The organism is Nevskia sp. (assembly GCF_023266035.1).
Taxonomy (GTDB): domain Bacteria; phylum Pseudomonadota; class Gammaproteobacteria; order Nevskiales; family Nevskiaceae; genus Nevskia.
This window is the reverse complement of the sequence record NZ_JAHFRY010000041.1, coordinates 1-19,647: the sequence shown is the minus strand read 5'-3', so window position 1 is coordinate 19,647 and position 19,647 is coordinate 1. Positions and strand designations below refer to the sequence as shown.

Below are 19,647 nucleotides of genomic sequence, written 5' to 3'. Positions count from 1 at the left end.
CGCCAAGGCACGAAGAAAAGCCATTGGTGAACAGCTTTTCCTTCATCGTTCGTCCTTTGCGCCTTGGCGTCTTTGCGTGAGCCCGACGTTCGACGTGATGCCCTCGCTCAACGACCCGGCCCCAGCACCTCGAGGAACTGGCGCAGCTCTTCGGTCATCGGCGCATTGAGGATCAGCTTGCCGAACTCGCCATCGGCCGGCAGTTGCAGGAAGTGCGAGTGCAGAAACATGCGGCGCAGGCCCAGATCGCGGATCGGCTTCTGATCGTCGCGCAGGCCGTACTTGCGATCGCCAGCCACCGGATGGCCGAGCGCCAGCGCATGGACGCGAATCTGATGAGTGCGGCCGGAGTAGATGTGCACTTCGCAGAGAGTCGCGTCCTTGTAGTGCGCCTGCGGCACGAAGCGCGACTTCGACGGCTTGCCGTCTTCCTCGTCGATATCGATGAACCGCTCGCCGCCCGGAATCGAGCGCTTGACCAGCGCGGCATCGACATCGCGTGCGCCACCCTGCAGGCGGCCGACGATCAGCGCGAAGTAGCGCTTGTCGGCCAGGCCTTCGCGGAACGCGCGCTGGGCTCTGAGCAGACCGACACGGGATTTGGCCAGCAGCAACAAGCCGCTGGTATCGCGGTCGAGACGATGGGCGAGTTCGAGGAAGTCGTACTTGCCCCAGCCGCGTGCGGCTTCGATGACGCCGTAGGCGATGCCGGTGCCGCCATGCGACGCCAGGCCGGCCGGCTTGCAGATCGCCAGGTAATGCTCGTCCTCGTAGACGATCGCTTCGCGCAAGCGATTCAGCACCGCATCCGGCGCGCGGATCTGCTCGCTCTTCTCGGCCAGGCGCACCGGCGGAATGCGCACTTCCTCGCCCAGTGCCAGCTTGCGGTCCGGCTTGACCCGGCCGCCATCGACCCGCACCTGGCCGGAGCGCAGGATCAGATAGATGTGCGATTTCGGCACGCCCGGCAGGCACTTCATCAGGTAGTTGTCGACCCGCTGCCCGTCCTCGTTGGCGGTGATCGTCATGTGGACGACGACGGTCGGCAGCAGTTCCTTGTCGGCTGCCGTTTCGACGGACTTGCCCGGGCGGTTTTCGCGGGTGAATTTCGGTGCCAACTTTGGCTTGCCTGCGCGCTTCGTGGCAGGGCCGGATGAAGCCGGCTTGGCAGCGATCGTCCGGTCTGCGGACCGGACCGTTGATCTCGTCGGCGGACGCGAGGTCGGCCGGGGGCTGAAGTCACCGTCACGCGACGAGGCCGGCCGCTGGCCGTCCCGTCCGGGCGACGCCGCTTTCGGGGCGCTGCTCTTGGCGGTCATGTAGCGAGGTGCGCTTGGGCGCGCGGTCCGATCGGACTTGCGCAGCTCGGACTTCGCGCCCGGCTTCGGCTTGGGCTTCGACGCCGCCATGAACTCGCTCAGCGATTCCGGCGGCCGTGCCGAGCGCGGGCTCGGCTTCGAGTTGGGCCGCTGCGTCGGTCGCACCGATGCCGGAGCATCGGCGGAACTGCCACGCTTCGGACCACCCGGACGCGAAGCGGGCCGAGCGGGCCGTGAATCAGGACGGGAATCGGTTCGGCCGGCCGACTTCGAGGCCGGCTTGTACGGCTTGCCAGCCGACGAGCCCGGACGGGCTGAAGCGGGTCTGGCCGGACGATCGCCGCCTTCCGTTCGACTTTCCGGGCGCGAACGCGCGGCTGGCCGATCAGTGGAGGACGAGCGGGGCTTCGGCCGCGGAGCCGGCCGGGCGGAGGATGAAGGGGGTGCTTTACGGTTCAAGGCGATCTCGGCAATTCGGCAATAAGGAACAAAGCCGATACCGGCTTGGCGAAAAATGAAACATGACGGTTGAAGGACCGTCGACCGGTGATACCCGCAGCGCTGTCACGGAAACTGGCTGTGCCCAACAACGCAGCCCGTTTCGACGTTTCTGCGCCATGCCTTTGAGCGGCAACGCAAAACTATCGTAGGCGCGGGTTTCTATGGCACACTTCGATCTGTTTGTCGCGGTTGCGACGAATACGGTTCCGGCGTCAGGCCCAAAGGTTTTTCGGGGCTTTCGTCGGTATCTGGCGCCAACCGGCGGGCCGCATGGTAACAAACCGCCCGCCCCGTCAGCGTCAGACACAAGCGCCATACACAGCGACATCCCAGTAACAGACTGTTACGCCGACCGTCTTTCGACCGGCGTTCCGCACAATCCAGCGTTCCCGCGCGAGGCGGGGATGAATCGACGATCGAACCATCACAATTTCGTAACGATCGAGGCGCGCCCCAGACGCGCCGCATCCCGTTCTGCGCGGTCGAGCGTGTCACCAGACAGCTATCGAGACCGCATCAATGAAAAGAATTCTGATCAACGCCACACAGCGCGAGGAATTGCGCGTGGGCATCGTCGACGGACAGAAGCTATACGACCTTGACATCGAACTGGCCTCGCGCGAGCAGCGCAAGTCCAATGTCTACAAAGGCAAGATCACCAGAGTCGAGCCCAGCCTCGAAGCCTGCTTCGTCGACTACGGCGCCGAGCGCCACGGCTTCCTGCCGCTGAAGGAAATTCACAAGGACTATTACCGGACCACCGCCAGCGGCGCCGGCAAGGGCAACATGCGGGAACTGATCGCCGAAGGTTCGGAGATCATCGTCCAGGTCGAAAAGGAAGAACGCGGCAACAAGGGCGCGGCACTGACCACCTATGTCAGCCTCGCCGGCCGTTATCTGGTGCTGATGCCGAACAATCCGAAGGCCGGCGGCATTTCGCGCCGAGCCGAAGGCGAGGAACGCGAGGAAGCCCGCGAAGCACTCGCCGCGCTGGCGATTCCGGACGGCATGGGCATCATCGTCCGCACCAATGGCATGGGCCGTTCGGCGCCGGAACTGCAGACCGATCTCGATCAGCTCGCCGATACCTGGGGCCGCATCGTCAGCGCCGCTGTCGAGCTGCCGGCACCGTTCCCGCTGTACAAGGAAAACAACGTCGTGCTGCGCGCGCTGCGTGACTACCTGCGCCCGGACATCGGCGAAGTGATCGTCGACAACGCCGAAATCTACGAAGAAGCGCGGGCGCAGATGCTGCGTTCGATGCCGGCCGAACAGCACAAGCTGAAGCTGTACCGCGACGACATCCCGCTGTTCTCGCGTTACCAGGTCGAAAGCCAGATCGAATCGGCGCATGAGCGCATGGTCCGTCTGCCGTCGGGTGGCTCGATCGTCATCGATCACACCGAAGCGCTGACCGCAATCGACATCAACTCGGCAAAGGCCACCGGCGGCGGCGGCATCGAGGAAACCGCGCTGCAGACCAATCTGGAAGCGGCTGACGAAATCGCCCGCCAGCTGCGTCTGCGCGATCTCGGCGGCCTGATCGTGATCGATTTCATCGACATGAACAGCTCGAAGAATCAGCGCGATGTCGAGAAGGCCGTGCAGGTGGCTTGCGACATCGACCGCGCCCGTGTCCAGGTCGGTCGCCTGAGCCGCTTCGGTCTGCTCGAAATGAGCCGCCAGCGCCTGCGTCCCTCGCTGTCCGAACACACCCAGATCGCCTGCCCGCGCTGCGAAGGCCGCGGCCAGATCCGCTCGGTCGAATCGCTGGCGCTCGCCGCACTGCGTCTGATTGAAGAAGAGTGCATGAAGGACCGCACCGGCCGCGTCATCGCACAGTTGCCGGTCGACGTTGCCACCTACCTGTTGAACGAGAAGCGCGGCGTCATCGCCGAGCTGGAATCGCGCTACATGGTGGTGGTCACCCTGGTGCCAAACGAGACGCTGGAAACGCCGAAGTACGAGATCACCCGGATTCGCGCCGATCATCTGACCCTCGAAAACAACGCCGGCATGAGCTATCGCCTGCCGCAGGATTACAAGGCCGACGCCCGCGCTGCACTGGCCGGCAGCGGCACGCCGCAGCAGGCTCCGCGTGGCGCCGGTGGCGAAGCCGCAGTGAAGCTGGTGCTGCCGAATGCGCCGGCCCCGCTGCCGCTCGATGCGCCGGATCCGGTGGCGCCGGTTGCAGCACCGAAGCAGGTCCCGGCGCCGGTCGCCGTGATGCAGCCGGTCGCCAGCCAAGGCGGCTTCTGGAGCTGGCTGAAAGGCCTGTTCGGCGGCGGCAAGACCGAAGCCCCGAAGCAGGCCGACAACGGCCAGCAGAAATCGCAGCGCAATGGTGGCCAGCAGCAGGGCCAGCAGCGTCGCGATGGCGGCCGGACCGATGGTCGCCGCGAAGGTGGCCGTCCGCAGGAGGGTCAGCAGCGGCGTGATGGTGCCAATCGTGGTGAAGGGCGCGGTGATGGCCGCAACGAAGGCCGCGGCGGTGAAGGCCGTGGCGACAACCGTGGCCAGCGTCCTCAGCAGGAAGGTCAGCAGCGCCGTGACGGCCGTGGCAACAACGAAGGCCGCGATCGCAACAACGAGCCGCGCAACGGCGGTGGCGAGAACGGCAATCGCCCGGCTCGCGGCGAGGGGCGCGGCGGCCAGCAGCAGCCGCGCCAGCCGCAGAATCAGCCGAAGCAGCAGAACCCGCGCAACCAGCAGCCGCAGGCCAATGCGGCGGCTGCATCCGATGCCGAGGCACTGCCGCCGGTGGTCATGGCCGCCGTCGCTGCAACGGTCGCAGCACCGATGATCAACTCGCTGTCGGCACCGGAAACGATGGGCGAACTGCTGAACAGCAACGCACCGGTCGACGGCGAAGCCGCTGCCCTGGCGCAGAGCGAAGGCCAGGCTCCGGCCGGCGCGGCCGGGGAAGGACGTGAAGGCGGTGGCCGACGTGGTCGCCGCGGTCGTCGCGGTCGCGGTCGTGGCCGCACTGGCGAGAACGGCGAGCGCAATCCGAACGCCGCACCGGGCAGCGAAGGTGAAGGCGACGAAGGGGACGACAACGATGGCGGCCTGAACCAGGCCGACGACACCTCGCCGATGTTCGACTCGGCCGCGCTCGAAGCCCGCGCCGGCAGCGACGAACCAGGCTACGCACCGCGTCGCGATCAGCGTCCGCAGCGCGCGGAAGTCGTCGCCGAAGCAAGCATCGCTCCGGAAACCGCCCCGGAAATCGCCCAAGAGACTGAGGTAGCGCTTGCTGCTGCCTCGATCGAAGCGCCAGCCGCCGTCGAAACGCTGACCGCGCTGGATGCGCCGATCGCGCTCGAACCCGCCATCGAGCAGCCTGCTGTCGAAGTTTCGTTCGTCGAAGCGGCACCGGCAGCACAGGTGGTCGAAGCGCCGCTGTTCGAATCCGCCGCGCCGCCGGTTGCCGTCGAGTTCGCCGAGCCGGTGATTGCCGCCGCTCCCGTCGAAGTTGCGCCAGCGATGCCGGTTGAAGTGGCCGTGGTCGAGACGGTTGTCGCGGTGCAGGCCGAGCCGGTCGTCGAAGCCACGATCGAGCCAGCCCCGGTCGTGGCACCGGTGGCCGAAAGCGAGCCTTCGACTGCCGAGCCGGATCTGGTCACCGCTGCCGCGCCGCTGGCCGCGGAAGCGGAGCCGGTCATCGTCGCCGTGATCGAACCTGAGTTCGTGGCAACCGAGTCGACGCCGCCGGTCGCGGAAGTCGAAGCGCCGGTCGTGCCTCCGGTGGTGGTCATCCCGGCGCCGGCCGAGTTGCTTGAAGCAGCGCTCGCCGCAGTGACGCCTGCCGAAAAGACTGAAGACGCTACCGAAAAGAAGCCGGACGCTACGGTCTGAATCAGGGCTGCTGCTGAATCAAAAAAGCCGCGTCGAGAGACGCGGCTTTTTTGTTGGTCTCGACCGATTCACTCGCGGCGCAGGATGCGATCGACGAGCTGATTGGCCCAGAAGTTCGACTTGAACGAAGCCGTCACCGCCACCGGGTCGTAATGGTTCGCCACCCAGTCCGGGAAGCTGGTGCCCGGATGCACGGCGACATGATCGCGGTAGGTATAGAACAGCTGATCGAGCACGCCGGTCTTCGCCGCCTTGATGTGGCCGTGACCCCAGAAATCGAGCTGGCGCATCGCCGTTTCAAAGCTTTCGCCGCGCAGCAACTGCCAGATCGTCGACACCAGGCCGGCGCGGTCCGCACCGGACTTGCAGTGGATCAGCAGCGGCTTCGGCAGGGTTTCCAGCAGCTTGATGATCTCCAGCACTTCATCGCGCTGCGGCGCGCTGCGCGAGCCGATCGGGAAATGGACGAGGTGCAGGCCGATCCGCTTGCAGGTATCCCATTCGAGCTGGTTCGAGCCGAGATGGGTTTCGTTGCCACGCAGGCTCAGCACCGTCTGGATGCCGGCGCGCTGCGCGCCACGCAACTGGTAGGGCATCGGATGACCGCAGCGATGCAACTCGGGCGTGACCGCCAGCCGCGTGTTGTAGATGAAGCGGAAGATCGAGTGATCGACGAACAGCATGTTGAGCCAGGCGCGAAAGCGCTGGCCGAAGCTTAGTAATGGCAATTCCGGCGGCAGCACGGCAGTGCGACGGCTCATGCGCGTGACTCCAGTACGGCAGCAACTGCAGCGAGATCAGCCTCGGTATCGACGCCACGAGGCGGCGGCACGTCGGACACGCCGACCGCTATCGCTAAGCCGGCTTCAAGCGCGCGCAGCTGTTCCAGCGCTTCGCAGTTTTCCAGCGACGACGGCGGCAGCGCGCTGAAGCGGCGCAGCGCACCGACCCGATAGGCGTACAGGCCGATATGCCGGAACGCGAGGCCGGCCGGCAGCGGCGACGTCGGGCTGGTCCCTTCCCGCTTCCAGGGAATCGGCGCGCGAGAGAAGTACAACGCATGGCCGTTGGCGGCGCGGACCACCTTGACGAAGTTCGGGTTCAGCCAGTCTTCCAACGCGTGCAGCGGATGGCAGAGCGTGGCGATATCCGCGCTCGCGTCATCGGCCAGCAGCTTCGCCGCTTCGACGACCATCGCCACCGGCATCAGCGGCTCGTCGCCCTGCAGGTTGACGACGATCTGGCCGTCGTCCCAGCCAGCAGCCGTCGCGATCTCGTTGACCCGATCGGTACCGGACTGATGAGCCGGATCGGTCATCCGCGCCGTGGCACCGAACGCCGTGCAGGCCGCCAGCACTTCGGCATCGTCGGTGGCGATCACCACGGACTCCGGGCCCGCGACTTTGCAAGCCGCTTCCCAGGTCCATTGCACCAGCGGCTTGCCGGCCAGCGTGCGCAGCACCTTGCGCGGCAGCCGTGTCGAGCCGAGCCGCGCAGGAATGACGATGCGAAACGCAGACATAAGTCAGCGGTTACTTGAGTTCGTCGTCACGCAGATGCCGCGCTTCTTCCTCGAGCATCACCGGTATGCCGTCGCGCACCGGGTAGGCGAGGCGCGAGGCCTTGCACCAGAGTTCCTGCACGTCCGGATGCCAGGTCAGCGGACCCTTGGTGACCGGGCAGACGAGGATGTCGAGCAAGCGCTTGTCCATGGGCATCGGAGCGTTCAAAGGATCGGATGTGATTTGAGAGCAGACAGCAATTTTCGCACATGCACCGCATCGGCCTCCGGCAACTGCGCGTCGGCCGGCACGCACCACAGGCCATCACGGGCAAAGGCCGCGCACTTCACGGCGTCCTTCTCGGTCATCAGCAGCGGCAGGCCGTCGTCGAAGACAAGATCGCCGGCCGTGTAGCGATGATGATCCGGGAATGCTTGCGGTATGACGACAAGGCCGGCGGCTTCGAGCGCTGCAAAGAAGCGCCGAGGATGGCCAATGCCGGCGATCGCCCGAACGCGCTGGCCGGCGAAGCTGTGCAGCGAACGCGGCTCGCCAGCGGCCAGCGGCAATGCGCGCTCGATCTGCAGGTTCATCGTCAACTGCGGCCGGCCATGAGCCGGCAGTGGTGCTTGCAGCGCACCGTTGACGATCACCGCATCGACCGTCGACAGCCGCGACGGCAGCTCCCGCAGCGGCCCGGCCGGCAGCCTCGCGCCGTTGCCGAGACCACGTGCGCCATCGATCACGCAGAGTTCGAGAGCGCGCGCGAGCCGGTAATGCTGCAGGCCATCGTCGGCGATCAGCAGATCGACACCGTCCTGCTCGATCAGCAGCCGCGCCGCCGCGATGCGATCCGGGGCCACGGCCAGCGACACTCCGCTGCGGCGTGCGATCAGTGCAGGCTCGTCGCCGCATTCGGCGGGATCGGTCGCCGCCGTGACGCGCAGCGGATAGTGGGCCGCGCTGCCGCCATAGCCACGGCTGATCACGCCTGGCGTGAAGCCGAGCGCCCTCGCCTGCTCGATCAGCCACAGGGTCAGCGGCGTCTTGCCGGTACCGCCGACGCTGATGTTGCCGATGACCACCACCGGCACCGGCAGGCGAATGGCTTCGCGCTTCTTTGCGGCTGCGAGGTGATCAGCGATCGAACCGTACAGCGCCGCCAGCGGACGCAGAGCGACCGGCGATGGTTCGGCCGAATACCAGCGTCGTTCGATCGCTGCCTTCACGCAGCCACGGCTTCATCGCGGAACTGCATCCGATGCAGCCCGGCATAAGCGCCGTCGTGGGTCAGCAAGGCCTCGTGCGTGCCCTGCTCGACGATGCGGCCCTGATCCATGACCACGATCAGATCGGCACTCTGGATCGTCGACAGGCGATGGGCGATCACCAGGGTCGTGCGGCCGCGCATCAGCTCGGTCAGCGCCTGCTGGATCGCCCGTTCGGATTCGCTGTCGAGCGCGCTGGTCGCTTCGTCGAGGATCAGAATCGGCGCGTCCTTGAACAGCGCGCGGGCGATGGTCAGGCGCTGCTTCTGGCCACCGGAGAGATTGGCGCCGTCCTGGCCGAGCATGGTGTCCAGGCCTTGCGGCAGCCGGCTGATGAACTCCCAGGCGTGAGCACGGCGTGCGGCTTCTTCGATCTTTTCCCGCGTCGCGCCAGTCGAGCCGTAAGCGATGTTGTCGGCGATGGTCGCGTTGAACAGCACGATGTTCTGATCGACCAGGGCGATCTGCCGGCGCAGGTCGCTGAGCTTGTACTCGCGGGCATCGTGACCATCGAGCAGCACGGCGCCGGAATGCGGATCGTAGAAGCGCGGGATCAGCGACAGCAGCGTCGACTTGCCGCTGCCGGAGCGGCCGACGAAGGCCACCGTCGAGCCGGGCGCGATGTCCAAGCTCACGCCATCGAGTGCGGCGCGGCCATCGAGTTCGTAGCCGAAGCGCACCTCGTCGAAGCGCAGACGGCCTTCGGCATGGGCGAGCGGACGGCTGCCGCTGTCGGCTTCCACCGGCGTATCGAGGAACGAGAACAGATCGGCGCCCGCGACCAGGCCGCGCTGCAGGCGCTCGCTGATGCTGGTCATCGAGGCCATCGGCGCGCGCAGGCTGAGCATCGCGGCGATGAACGAGGCGAAGGTACCGGCGCTGACCGTTTCGATCATCCCCGGCGCAGTCGCGACGAACACCAGCATCGCCACGCCGATGGCGGCGATCAGCTCCAGCGCGCTGTTGCTGGCGGCGCCGCTGGCGGTCATCTTCAGGGTTTGCCGGCGCAGGTAATCGTCCATGCGTCGAAAGGCGTCGAGCACATAGATTTCGCCGCCGTACAGCTTGAGGATGCGGCGGCCGGTGATCGCTTCATCGGCCGAATGGGTGATGCCGCTGACCGAGGTCTGCACCCGCGCCGACAGCTTCCTGAACCGGCGGTTGACCCAGGTGATCGACACGCTGACGAGCGGCGCGATGATCAGGGTGAACAGCGCCAGCTTCCAGCTGGTCCAGAACATCAGACCGAGCAGGCCGATGGCCGACAGGCCGTCCTTGATGATCGAGGTCAGCACGCCGGTGGCGCTGTCCGACACCTGGCCGGCGTGGTAGGTCAGCTTGGTCTGCAGATCGGCGTTGCGGGCCTTGTCGTGATGCGCCACCGGCACGTACAGCAGATGCTCGAACACTTCGCAGCGCAGCCGCGACACCACCCGCTGGCCCACCGCGGCAATGCCGTAAGCGGCAGCAAAACCGGCGATGCCACGAATGATGAAGATGCCGAGAATCGCGAACGGCATGATCGCGATGGTGCGCGGATCGCGCTCGACGAAGATCGAATCGATCAGCGGCTGGATCAGCCGCACGAAGGTGATGTCGGTCGCCGCGAAGGTGACCATGCCGAGCAGCGCCAGCAGGAACAGACGCCAGTGCGGCGCGCCGTAGCCGAGCAGGCGGCGCCAGACTGCGGCGGGGCGATACGGATCAGGTGAAGTCATGGGCGAAATGGTAGCAGCCGGCTTGTGTCGTCTAAGATTCGGCACCTGCGCAACCGCGCGATCACCCAGGAAATCCCATGTCCGGCGAGCCTTCCAAGACGCTGTTCGAAAAGATCATCGCCCGCGAGATTCCGGCCACGATCGTGTTTGAAGATGAGCTGTGCTTCGCGATCCGTGACATCAACCCGGTCGCGCCAACGCACATCCTGCTGATTCCGAAAAAGCCGATGCCGCGTCTCTGCGACGCCGTGCCGGAAGACCAGGCCCTGCTCGGCCATCTGATGCTGACGGCTACCAAGATTGCCGAGGCCGAAGGCTATGGCGACGCCTATCGCCTGGTGGTCAACAACGGCGCAGCCGCCGGGCAGAGCGTGTTCCACCTGCATCTGCACATCATTGCCGGCCGTCCGCTGAAGTGGCCGCCGGGCTGAATCGGTTTTCGAGCAAGCTCGAAAAGCCGATCCACCCGAGTCGCCACACACACCAACAAGCCAGCGCAAGCCTGCATCGACGTTGGCCAGAACATCCGGGCTGGAGGAGGCCCGCAGCCATGAACAGACCCACTCTGCAGGGGGCGCGTCAGGCGCTCGTCGCGTCTTCCATCCTGTTGGCGACTGCCAGCCAGGCCGCTACCGGCCTCGTCGACTGCCCCAGCTTCGACGTCCTACGCAAGCAGGAAGCCGACAAGATCGCCACCCGCCAGCTGAAGCCGCTGACCGCCGAGCCGACCCAGCCCGAGCTGCGCAAGGAACTGCTGGCGATGATGGAACGCGACCAGTCGGCGCGCAGCAAGGCCGCAGCCAGCGCCAAGACACGCGGCGGCCAGCCGGAGCAGGCGCTGATCCTGGCGATCTTCCAGGCCGATCAGGACAACGTCAGCCGGATGCGCGAGATCGTCGAAGCGAATCAGTTTCCGGATGCTCCGCAGGTGGGCCGTGATGGCCTGCGTGCCGCCTGGCTGGTGGCTGCCCATGCCGATCGCGATCCACAACTGCAGGCGAAACTGTTGGCCTTGCTGGAACCGCAGGCGAAGAAGGGCGACATCGTGCCGCAGGATTTCGCGCTGCTGTCCGATCGCGTCAAAGTGTCGCAGGGCCTGCCGCAGCTCTACGGCAGCCAGTTCCGCGCCAGCGGCGGCATCAACCACCCGCAACCGATCGAGAAGCCCGAAGGCCTGGAAGCGCGGCGCGCCGAACAGGGCCTGCTGACGATGCGCGACTACGGCTGCCTGCTGCAGCAATTCCACGGCATCCCCGTCGACCTCGTGCCACACACGCAAGTGATTCACTGACGCCATGACCACCCGCCGTGCCGACTACCCACACTTCCTTGCGATTCCCACCCGCTGGAAGGACAACGACATCTACGGCCACGTCAACAACATCGACTACTACTCGTTCTTCGACACGGTCATCAATCATTACCTGATCACCGTCGGCGAGCTGGACATCCATCGCGGCAGCGTCATCGGCTTCGCCGCCGAATCGCATTGCCGCTATCTGAAATCGCTGGCCTATCCGGAAGTGGTCGACGCCGGCCTGCGAGTCGCCAAGCTCGGCAACTCCAGCGTCCGCTACGAGATCGCCCTGTTCCGCGCCAAGGATGACGAGCCGGCCGCCGAAGGATGGTTCGTGCACGTCTTCGTCGATCGCGAAACGCAGAAATCCAGTCCGATCCCGGACTCCATTCGCGCGGCGCTCGCCCGCATTCAGACTCCAGTTCCGTCCGAGACTCTCTGATGATCCAGACCCGCGCCGCCGTCCTCCGCGAAATGGGCCTGCCGGCGCCGTATGCGCAATCCAGACCGCTGAGCATCGAAACGATCAGCCTCGCCCCGCCCGGCCCCGGCGAACTGCTGGTCAAGATGACTGCCGCGGGCTTGTGCCACTCGGATCTGAGCGTGATCGACGGCAGCCGCCCCCGCGTGATGCCGATGGCGCTCGGCCATGAAGCTGCGGCCACCGTCGTCGAATGCGGCGCCGGCGTCACTGCCTACGCGCCGGGCGACAACGTGGTGTTCTCGTTCGTCCCTGCCTGCGGCCACTGCCAGCCCTGCGCCACCGGTCGCGCCGCACTCTGCGAACCGGGCGCGAAAGCCAACGTCGCCGGCACGCTGTTGAGTGGCGCACGAAGACTCCATTCCAGCGGCGGCGACATCCATCATCACCTCGGCGTCAGCGGCTTCGCCGAGTACGCCGTGGTCTCTGCTGCATCCGCAGTGAAGGTCCGCCCCGACCTGGCACCGGAAATCGCCGCGCTGTTCGGCTGCGCCGTGCTGACCGGCGTCGGCGCCGTGGTCAACACCGCGCGAGTCACGCCCGGCTCGACGGTTGCCGTGTTCGGCCTCGGCGGCGTCGGCCTCGCTGCGCTGCTCGGTGCAAGAGCAGCCGGCGCCGGAACCATCGTCGCGATCGATCTGCAGCCGTCAAAACTGGACCTGGCGAAATCGCTGGGCGCGACCCATGTCGTCAACGCCGCAAGCTCCGCGGACGTCGTCGCCGAAGTTCGCGAGGCCACCCGAGGTGGCGCCGAATACTGCTTCGAGAGCGTCGGCAGCGAGCGTGTGCTGCAGCAGGCTTATGCGGCGACCGCGCGAGGCGGCATGACCGTGACCATGGGCCTGCCACATCCATCGAAGCAGTTCACGATTTCAGCGGTCAGCCTCACGGTCGAAGAGCGGACGGTGAAGGGCTCGTACATGGGCTCCTGCGTGCCGAGCCGGGATGTGCCGAGATTCGTGACGATGTACGACGCGGGCTTGTTGCCGGTGGATCGCCTGCTCACGCATCGCCTGAAGCTTGACGACATCAACGAAGGCTTTGATGTCCTGGCGAGAGGAGAGGCCGTCAGGCAGGTGGTTCTGTTCTGACGGCTGGGCGAATCAGGCGCCCGGCCCCAGACCGGCCCCAGAAATGCTTGTGCATCGTGAATACGGAAAATCGGGCTACGGCGCATGAACTGGATCTTGCTGTCCCTGCTTGCTTACGTGGTGCTGCAACTGGCCGTGGTCTTCCTGCTGGCGCGCAAGCCGCAGACCGAGAGCGACTACCTGCTTGCCGGCCGCAGCCTCGGGCCCTGGCTCTCGGTGTTCACGGTCTTCGCCACCTGGTTCGGCGCCGAGACCTGCATCGGCGCCACTGCCGAGGCCTATTCGGGTGGCTTGGACGCAGTCGCGGCTGATCCCTTCGGCTACGCGATCGGCATCGTCGCGATGGGCCTGCTGTTTGCGGCTGCGCTGCGCCGGCGTGGCCTGCTGACCCTGGCCGATCTGTTCCGCAACCGCTGGGGTTCGGGCATCGAACGGCTGGCGGCCTTGGTGATGATTCCGTCCTCGCTGCTCTGGGCGGCCGCGCAGATGCGCGCCTTCGGCCAGGTGATCGCTTCGGTCAGCGATCTGAGCCTGATCGCCGCGACCGGCCTCGCGGCCTTCGTGGTCATCGTCTACACGGCGGTGGGCGGCATGTGGGCCGACGCCTGGACCGATCTCGCGCAGGGCCTGGTCATCATCTTCGGCCTGCTGCTCCTGCTGGCCGTATTCACCCTGGTTGGCGGCTTCGACACGCTGCCGGAATCGGCCGCCGCCGCGGCGGCCCGCGCGCCGCTGCGCGACCGGCCGCTGATCGAGATCCTCGCCGTGCCGATTTTCGGCACCATCGCCGCCCAGGAACTGAGCTCGCGGGTGCTGGCGATGCGCGACGCCAGGCTCGCCCGCTCGGCCACCGTCGCGGCCGGCTTCGTCTATCTCGCAGTCGGGCTGATTCCGGTGGTCGTCGGTCTCGGCGCGGCCGCGACCCTTGGCACCGGCGTCGAGCCGGAACAGGTGCTGTCGCGCTATGCGCAGACGCAGTTGCCGGTCGCCCTGTACGTGGTGTTCCTGGGCGCGCTGGTGTCGGCGATCCTGTCGACCCTGTCCGGCGCGCTGCTGGTCGCCGGATCACTGGCCGCTCACAACCTGATCGCCCCGCTGGCCGGCGCGCGCCTCACGGAGCGCCTGAAGCTGCGCCTGAACCGCGTTGCCGTCGTGGTCTTCGGCCTAGTCGCCTTCCTGATCTCGCTGGGCGGCGAAGCATGTACTCGCTGGTCGAACAGGCGTCCGGACTGGCCTCGGCCGGCGTGCTGGTGCTGATGGTTGTCGCGATCTTCGCGCCCAGCGTGGGTGGGGTCGCGAGTGCGGCGGTGGCGCTGATCGCGAGTGTTGCGGTCTATGTGCTGGCCTCGGCGCAGGAATGGTCGATGCCTTATCTCGCGTCGCTGGCGGCTGCTTTGCTGGCCTATGCAGTGCTGGCGCCGTTTGGGCCGCGTGCGGCGGGTGTAGCCTCGTCTCGGACGAATTTGGTCGATCAGCCGTGACGATGGCGCTGCCGCATCAGAACATGCTGCCGTCTGCCGCACATTCTGCGAATGCGCTCGATAACGTCGTGGCTTGTCGTGGACTTCCGAATGCCAGGTACCGTTGGGCATGACCAAAATGGCTGAAATATCAGCACACATCATCGTCGCCACATTCTTGGCCATAGTTTGTTCAAGTTGCACACCCTTTCCAGATCCCTCCACTCCGGAGAGTGCGGTTTCGGCGCTCCACTACAGGCAAGGTGACAATCCGCTGGCACCCAACAGACGCGGTGGCATTTTTAAAGTCGATGGTCAATTTGTCTCGAGTTCAGATAACGCACCAATCCGCCTTCATCCAGGCAGCCACCGTATTGCTTATCTTTGTCCAGGCTGGAGATACGTTGACGGCTATCCTGAGGTGAAACACCGCTTTGAGCGCGGCATTCAATATGAGCTTTCTTGCGCCAATGGCGAGGTCCACATTGAGTAACAAGCTCGAATAAGGTTGGTTCGACACGATGCGCTCAAGCCGCGACGATTCTCGAAGGAGGCGACTGGACCATGAACGTGCAGTTGAACCACACCATCGTCTGGTGCCGCGACAAGTGGAGGTCGTCGTCGTTTCTGATCGATATCCTCAGGCTGCGGGATGCGGCCATTCCGTTCGGGCCGATGCTGGTGGTGAAACTCGGCAATAGCGTGTCGCTGGATTTCTATGATCAGGATGGGGACATCGCGTCCCAGCATTACGCCTTTCTGGTCAGCGAGAGCGACTTCGATTCGATCTTTGCTCGGATCAAGGAGCAGGGACTGACGTACTGGGCGGCGCCGGGGAAGCGTGGGGCTGGGGAGACGTATCAGCACAATGGCGGCCGGGGTGTTTATTTCGATGATCCGGATGGGCATTTGCTGGAGGTGATGACTCGGCCGTACGAGGGGATTGGCTGAGCGGCCTCTCGTTTTTGTTTGGCTGGTTGGTTGGTTCTCGGTTTGATCGACCGGTGCGGTTGTTGGCTGGCTTCAGCGCACTATTCCGCGCTATCGCGCGGGTTACTTTCCTTGAACGCCCAAGGAAAGTAACCAAAGGAATGCGCCCCACGGCATGCCGCCGACTCGCGAGAAGCAAAGGCGCGAGTCGGTGCCCTGCGCTTCTCGCGCTCTCCGGGCCGCCGCGCCGACAGGCCATCCATGGCCTGGCAGCGCTCGACCGGCATCCATGCCGGTCGTTCCTCTCCGATCGCTGCGATGCTCGGCGGCATGCAGGGGGTGTGAACGTCAAAAGCCAAGTCACAAGCAAAACAGCCGCAGCGCGGAGCGCTGCGGCTGTGCTTTTGATTCTGCCGTTGCCGTTGCTGTGGACGTTGGTCCCCCTTAAGCGCGCCGAGCATCGCAGGCCATGGCGGACAGGCTCCGAAGGAGGCGAGGCAGGATGCCGAAGCCTTTTCGCCGCGCCACGGATGGCGCGTCGGAAAGCCCCGTCATGGCCGAGAAGCACAGGGCATCGGGTCGCGCTTCTGTTTCTCGCGACCCGACGCAGCGCCGGGGGCGCCCTTCCTTTGGTTACTTTCCTTGGGCGTCAAGGAAAGTGACCCGCGCGACAGCGCGGAATGGTTCGGTGAAACCAAAAGGGTCAGGGAAGCAGGCGACACCGAATCCGTCGGGAGGCGCGATGGCCGAGCAACTGCTCGGCGCTTTCCTGACCTACTCGGGCCGACCGCAAGCCGCCCTAGCTCGTCTGCTTCTTCGGCCGAATCGACAACCTCACTTCCGACGGCCGCCCACCCAAATACCAGAACTCGTACTGCCGCCACGACGCCTGCGGCTCATGCGAGGTCAACACGATCAGATCTGACCGGTGACGGGTGATCAGCAGAATGGTCGCCTCGGTCTGTGGGCTGCGGTCCGGGGACAGCCATTTGTCCGCCAGCTTGGTGACCAGCAAAGTCAGTTTCGCGCCGAGGTCGCAGGGCACGTCGCGTTTGAGGGTGATTGCAAGCTGCTTCATGACCTATAGATCCCGGAATCTACCCGCCTGAACCCTATCCTCGCGTATCCAGCGCACCAGCGTCACGCCATCTGGCAGGCAACTGCCATACGGCGGAAAGTAATCTCTCTTACGGCCGCGAATCCAGCGCTTTTTGGCGCTTGTTGTAGCGGACCGAGCTCCAGACTGACGCGCCGATGAAGCCGATGCCGAGCAAGCCGGTGACCACTTCCGGCACGTGGACGACGGTGCCGGCGATCATGATCACCGCCAGCATGCCGATCGCATAATGCGCACCATGTTCGAGGAACACGTACTCGTCGAGCGTGCCCTTGTTGACCAGATACACCGTCATCGAACGGACGAACATGGCGCCGATGGCGAGGCCGAGCATGATGATGACCACGTCACGGGTGATCGCGAAGGCGCCGATGACGCCGTCGAACGAGAACGAGGCGTCGAGCACTTCCAGGTACATGAACGCGGCGAGGCCGCTGCGCTTGACGCCGTTGGCGACCGCGTCGCCCGGCTCGCCGAACAGGCTGCCGAGGGCATCGACGCCGATGTACAGGATCACGCCGGCCAAGCCGGCCACCAGCACGTCGTCCTCGACGACATCGGGCAGGAACCAGCGGGTGCCGAACAGGGTGACCAGCGACACCAGCACGGCAACGCTGTCGATACGGCCGAGGCTGGCCAGCCAGCGTTCGCTACTGCCCAGCCAGTGCAGCTGGCGCTTGTCGTTGAACAGAAAGTTCAGGAACACCAGCAGCAGGAACATGCCGCCGAACGCCGCGATCGCCGGGTAGGCGTTGCCGAGCACGGCGCTGTATTCGTCCGGATCGTTCAGGGCCATGTCGACGACCGGCCAGACACCGAGGCCGGTGGCCACAGAGACGATGACGATCGGGAACACCAGGCGCATGCCGAACACGGCGATCAGGATGCCGGCGGTCAGGAACAGGCGCCGCCAGTAGGCGTTCATGTCCTTCAGCACGCCGGCGTTGACCACAGCGTTGTCGAACGACAGCGAGACTTCCAGCACCGCCAGCACGATGGTCAGCCACAGCGCCGTGGCCAGACCGACTTCGGTCTGATAGCCCCAGACGCCAGCGGCGATCAGACAGATCGCACTGACCAGGAAGGAGATGCGGAAATCACGCACAGCAGGTCTCGCAGGTAATGGCCGAGGGCAGCGCCCGCAACGGCGACACCGGCAGTGTGAGCTTGCGCTTTGCCGCCAGCCGGCTCGAACCGGCCGGACGGAGCCTCATGTCGTGCTCAGCGGCCGTGAACCGGTTGATCGGTGACGACGATGCCGTCGGCATCGGCATACAGATAGGCGCCCGGCTTGAAACGGACGCCGGCGAATTCGAGCAGCTTGTCCTCGACCGCCGAATGCAGGCCCTTCTCGCTCTTGCGCGGATGGCTGCCGAGGGCCTTGACGCCAATGTTCTGGTCGGAGATTTCGATCGAATCGCGGATGTAACCGTAGACGACGATGCCGGCCCAGCCGTTCTTGACGCCAAGCACGCCGAGATTGCCGCCGACCAGCGCGCAACGCGGCGAACCACCGCCGTCGACGACCAGCACCCGACCCTTGCCCGGAGTTTCGAGCACGGCGCGCACCTGGGCGTTGTCCTCGAACACTTTCAGCGTCTTGATCGGGCCGTGGAAATCGAGCTTGCCGCCGAAATCGGCGAACACCGGCTCGGCCACCTGGGCGTCGGGATGGGCGTCGGAAACGTCGGTCGTGGCGATCATCTGATTCTGGGTCTGGATCTTGGACATGCGGGTCAGCTCGGCTCAGAAAGTATTGGAAAGTGTTTGGAGAAGGGTCAGGCAAAGATCGAATGGCGGCGCGCCAAGGTTGGCAGCAGCAGCGCGTACAGGCTCAGGAAGATGAAGGCGACCAGGGTCCAGCCCGGCAGGCTGATGCCCAGGAAGGCGGCATCGATCTTGGCGCAGTTGCCATCGCCCTTGAGCACCATCTGCACGACTTCGGCGACCGGCAGCATGCCGAGCAGATAGTCCAGGGTCGGGCCGCAGGCCGGTGCTTCGCCGGGCGGCAAACCCTGCAGCCAGACGTGGCGTGCAGCGATACCGGCACCGATCAAGGCACCGAGCAGCGCGAGAATCGACCAGATGCGGCGGCCACGGCCGGTCGGCGCGTGGAGCGCAGCACCGAGGAAGCACAAGCCGGCAGCAGCCATGGCGACGCGCTGGAAGATGCACATCGGGCAAGGCTCCAGCCCGAAACCGTGCTGCAGCACCAGGGCGAAGGCCAGGCCCGAAACGCAGAGCAGGAAACCCACAAAGCTCAGGCGACGAAAACTGAAACGGGTCATCGGATTCCGGATCGAGGTTGCAAAGTTAGGACCGCGATGAGGTCCATGCGTTCGGCTGCGGATCGTGATGAGGACGACTGCGATGCTGTGTCCGATGCATCCGAACCGCTCGAAGACTGCCTGCACGCCATTACACTGCAGCTTCACTTGAGTCCCCATTCTAGCCTCATGAGCCTGAGCCTGAGCATCCGCATTCGCCAGCACGGCGGCCCCGAAGTTCTCGAAACCTTCGACGAGACCTTGCCACCGCCCGGTGTCGGCGAAGTGCAGCTGCGCCACACGGCGATCGGCCTGAACTTCATCGATACCTACTTCCGCGCCGGCGTCTACAAGGCACCGCTGCCGCATGGCCTGGGCCAGGAAGCGGCCGGCGTGATCACCGCGCTGGGTCCCGAGGTCAGCGGCTTCGCGGTCGGTGATCGCGTGGCCTATGGCACCGGTCCACTCGGTGCTTACTGCGAGCTGCGCAACTTCGCAGCCGCGCGGCTGGTGAAAGTGCCGGACACGGTCAGCGACGAAGCCGCCGCTGCGCTGATGCTGAAAGGCATGACCGCCTACTACCTGCTGCATCTGACGCACGCCGTGCAGCCCGGCGAAACCCTGCTGGTGCATGCAGCGGCCGGCGGTGTCGGCTCCGCCCTGGTGCCCTGGGCGAAGAAGCTGGGTTCGCGGGTGATCGGCACTGTCGGCTCGGCGGACAAGGCGGTGCTGGCGAAAGCCGCCGGCTGCGACGAGGTGATCCTCTATCGCGAACAGGACGTGGCCCGCGAAGTGCGCCGCCTGACCGATGGCCGCGGCGTCGATGTCGTCTATGACT

Annotated in this window: 20 protein-coding genes; 10 read left to right on the top strand and 10 right to left on the bottom strand. The window is 65.5% G+C overall.

The genetic code is table 11. From position 1 onward, the window contains the following. Window positions 1-107 precede the first annotated feature (107 nt). Complete coding sequence (locus Q0D45_RS08325) at window positions 108-1,118, bottom strand: RluA family pseudouridine synthase (RefSeq protein ID WP_293391141.1); 1,011 nt, start codon at window positions 1,116-1,118, stop codon at window positions 108-110. Window positions 1,119-2,339: 1,221 nt separating this feature from the next. Here Q0D45_RS08325 and Q0D45_RS08320 point away from each other — a divergent pair. Continuing rightward, window positions 2,340-5,678 (top strand): Rne/Rng family ribonuclease, encoded by a 3,339-nt coding sequence (locus Q0D45_RS08320; RefSeq protein WP_293391139.1) that lies wholly within the window; start codon window positions 2,340-2,342, stop codon window positions 5,676-5,678. A gap of 68 nt (window positions 5,679-5,746) precedes the next feature. Here Q0D45_RS08320 and Q0D45_RS08315 read toward each other — a convergent pair whose 3' ends face one another. The 5 genes from Q0D45_RS08315 to msbA are packed head-to-tail and all read right to left on the bottom strand — an operon-like array spanning window position 5,747 to window position 10,166. Further along, complete coding sequence (locus Q0D45_RS08315; protein WP_293391137.1) at window positions 5,747-6,439, bottom strand: sulfur transferase domain-containing protein; 693 nt, start codon at window positions 6,437-6,439, stop codon at window positions 5,747-5,749. Then, window positions 6,436-7,200: a 3-deoxy-manno-octulosonate cytidylyltransferase gene (kdsB, locus tag Q0D45_RS08310; RefSeq protein ID WP_293391135.1), complete on the bottom strand. Its 765-nt coding sequence runs from the start codon at window positions 7,198-7,200 to the stop codon at window positions 6,436-6,438. Before kdsB ends, Q0D45_RS08315 begins: the two co-directional genes overlap by 4 nt. Window positions 7,201-7,210: 10 nt before the next feature. Next, window positions 7,211-7,390 (bottom strand): Trm112 family protein, encoded by a 180-nt coding sequence (locus tag Q0D45_RS08305; protein WP_293391164.1) that lies wholly within the window; start codon window positions 7,388-7,390, stop codon window positions 7,211-7,213. Window positions 7,391-7,404: 14 nt separating this feature from the next. After that, entirely contained in the window at window positions 7,405-8,409 is a 1,005-nt protein-coding gene (gene lpxK, locus Q0D45_RS08300; RefSeq protein WP_293391133.1) for a tetraacyldisaccharide 4'-kinase, read from the bottom strand. Next, the gene (gene msbA / locus Q0D45_RS08295; RefSeq protein WP_293391131.1) at window positions 8,406-10,166 is read right to left on the bottom strand and encodes a lipid A export permease/ATP-binding protein MsbA; all 1,761 of its coding nucleotides are present in this window, start codon (window positions 10,164-10,166) and stop codon (window positions 8,406-8,408) included. The genes lpxK and msbA overlap by 4 nt, the downstream gene beginning before the upstream one ends. Before the next feature lie 77 nt (window positions 10,167-10,243). Between msbA and Q0D45_RS08290 the strand changes: the two genes are divergently transcribed. The 8 genes from Q0D45_RS08290 to Q0D45_RS08255 all read left to right on the top strand — a co-directional run bounded on the left by Q0D45_RS08290 (window position 10,244) and on the right by Q0D45_RS08255 (window position 15,446). Continuing rightward, on the top strand, window positions 10,244-10,597 hold the full coding sequence (locus Q0D45_RS08290) for a histidine triad nucleotide-binding protein (protein ID WP_293391129.1): 354 nt from the start codon (window positions 10,244-10,246) through the stop codon (window positions 10,595-10,597). A 119-nt stretch (window positions 10,598-10,716) separates the two neighbouring features. After that, window positions 10,717-11,457 carry a DUF6624 domain-containing protein gene (locus Q0D45_RS08285; RefSeq protein WP_293391127.1) on the top strand — a complete coding sequence of 247 codons (741 nt, stop codon included), beginning with the start codon at window positions 10,717-10,719 and terminating at the stop codon, window positions 11,455-11,457. Window positions 11,458-11,461: 4 nt separating this feature from the next. Next, window positions 11,462-11,905: a thioesterase family protein gene (locus Q0D45_RS08280; RefSeq protein ID WP_293391124.1), complete on the top strand. Its 444-nt coding sequence runs from the start codon at window positions 11,462-11,464 to the stop codon at window positions 11,903-11,905. 2 nt (window positions 11,906-11,907) lie between these two features. Continuing rightward, window positions 11,908-13,035 (top strand): zinc-dependent alcohol dehydrogenase family protein, encoded by a 1,128-nt coding sequence (locus tag Q0D45_RS08275; protein ID WP_366946387.1) that lies wholly within the window; start codon window positions 11,908-11,910, stop codon window positions 13,033-13,035. Window positions 13,036-13,119: 84 nt separating this feature from the next. Further along, window positions 13,120-14,292, top strand: coding sequence for a hypothetical protein (locus Q0D45_RS08270; protein ID WP_293391119.1), 1,173 nt, complete (start codon window positions 13,120-13,122; stop codon window positions 14,290-14,292). Continuing rightward, window positions 14,235-14,516: a hypothetical protein gene (locus Q0D45_RS08265; RefSeq protein WP_293391116.1), complete on the top strand. Its 282-nt coding sequence runs from the start codon at window positions 14,235-14,237 to the stop codon at window positions 14,514-14,516. The genes Q0D45_RS08270 and Q0D45_RS08265 overlap by 58 nt, the downstream gene beginning before the upstream one ends. A 109-nt stretch (window positions 14,517-14,625) precedes the next feature. Further along, complete coding sequence (locus Q0D45_RS08260) at window positions 14,626-14,988, top strand: hypothetical protein (protein ID WP_293391113.1); 363 nt, start codon at window positions 14,626-14,628, stop codon at window positions 14,986-14,988. Window positions 14,989-15,059: 71 nt separating this feature from the next. Then, a complete protein-coding gene (locus tag Q0D45_RS08255) occupies window positions 15,060-15,446 on the top strand; it encodes a VOC family protein (RefSeq protein ID WP_293391110.1) in 387 nt (128 codons plus the stop codon). A gap of 778 nt (window positions 15,447-16,224) precedes the next feature. Here the strand turns inward: Q0D45_RS08255 and Q0D45_RS08250 are convergent. The 4 genes from Q0D45_RS08250 to Q0D45_RS08235 all read right to left on the bottom strand — a co-directional run bounded on the left by Q0D45_RS08250 (window position 16,225) and on the right by Q0D45_RS08235 (window position 18,830). Further along, entirely contained in the window at window positions 16,225-16,503 is a 279-nt protein-coding gene (locus tag Q0D45_RS08250) for a hypothetical protein (RefSeq protein WP_293391108.1), read from the bottom strand. 109 nt (window positions 16,504-16,612) lie between these two features. Next, on the bottom strand, window positions 16,613-17,647 hold the full coding sequence (locus Q0D45_RS08245) for a DUF475 domain-containing protein (RefSeq protein WP_293391105.1): 1,035 nt from the start codon (window positions 17,645-17,647) through the stop codon (window positions 16,613-16,615). Window positions 17,648-17,763: 116 nt separating this feature from the next. Beyond that, on the bottom strand, window positions 17,764-18,273 hold the full coding sequence (rraA, locus tag Q0D45_RS08240) for a ribonuclease E activity regulator RraA (protein WP_293391102.1): 510 nt from the start codon (window positions 18,271-18,273) through the stop codon (window positions 17,764-17,766). Between the two features lie 47 nt (window positions 18,274-18,320). Further along, a complete protein-coding gene (locus tag Q0D45_RS08235) occupies window positions 18,321-18,830 on the bottom strand; it encodes a disulfide bond formation protein B (protein ID WP_293391099.1) in 510 nt (169 codons plus the stop codon). A 168-nt stretch (window positions 18,831-18,998) separates the two neighbouring features. On the opposite strand from Q0D45_RS08235, the gene Q0D45_RS08230 reads away from it, so the two are divergent. Continuing rightward, window positions 18,999-19,647, top strand: a 649-nt coding sequence (locus Q0D45_RS08230) for a quinone oxidoreductase (RefSeq protein WP_293391097.1), incomplete at its 3' end; no start/stop codon positions are given.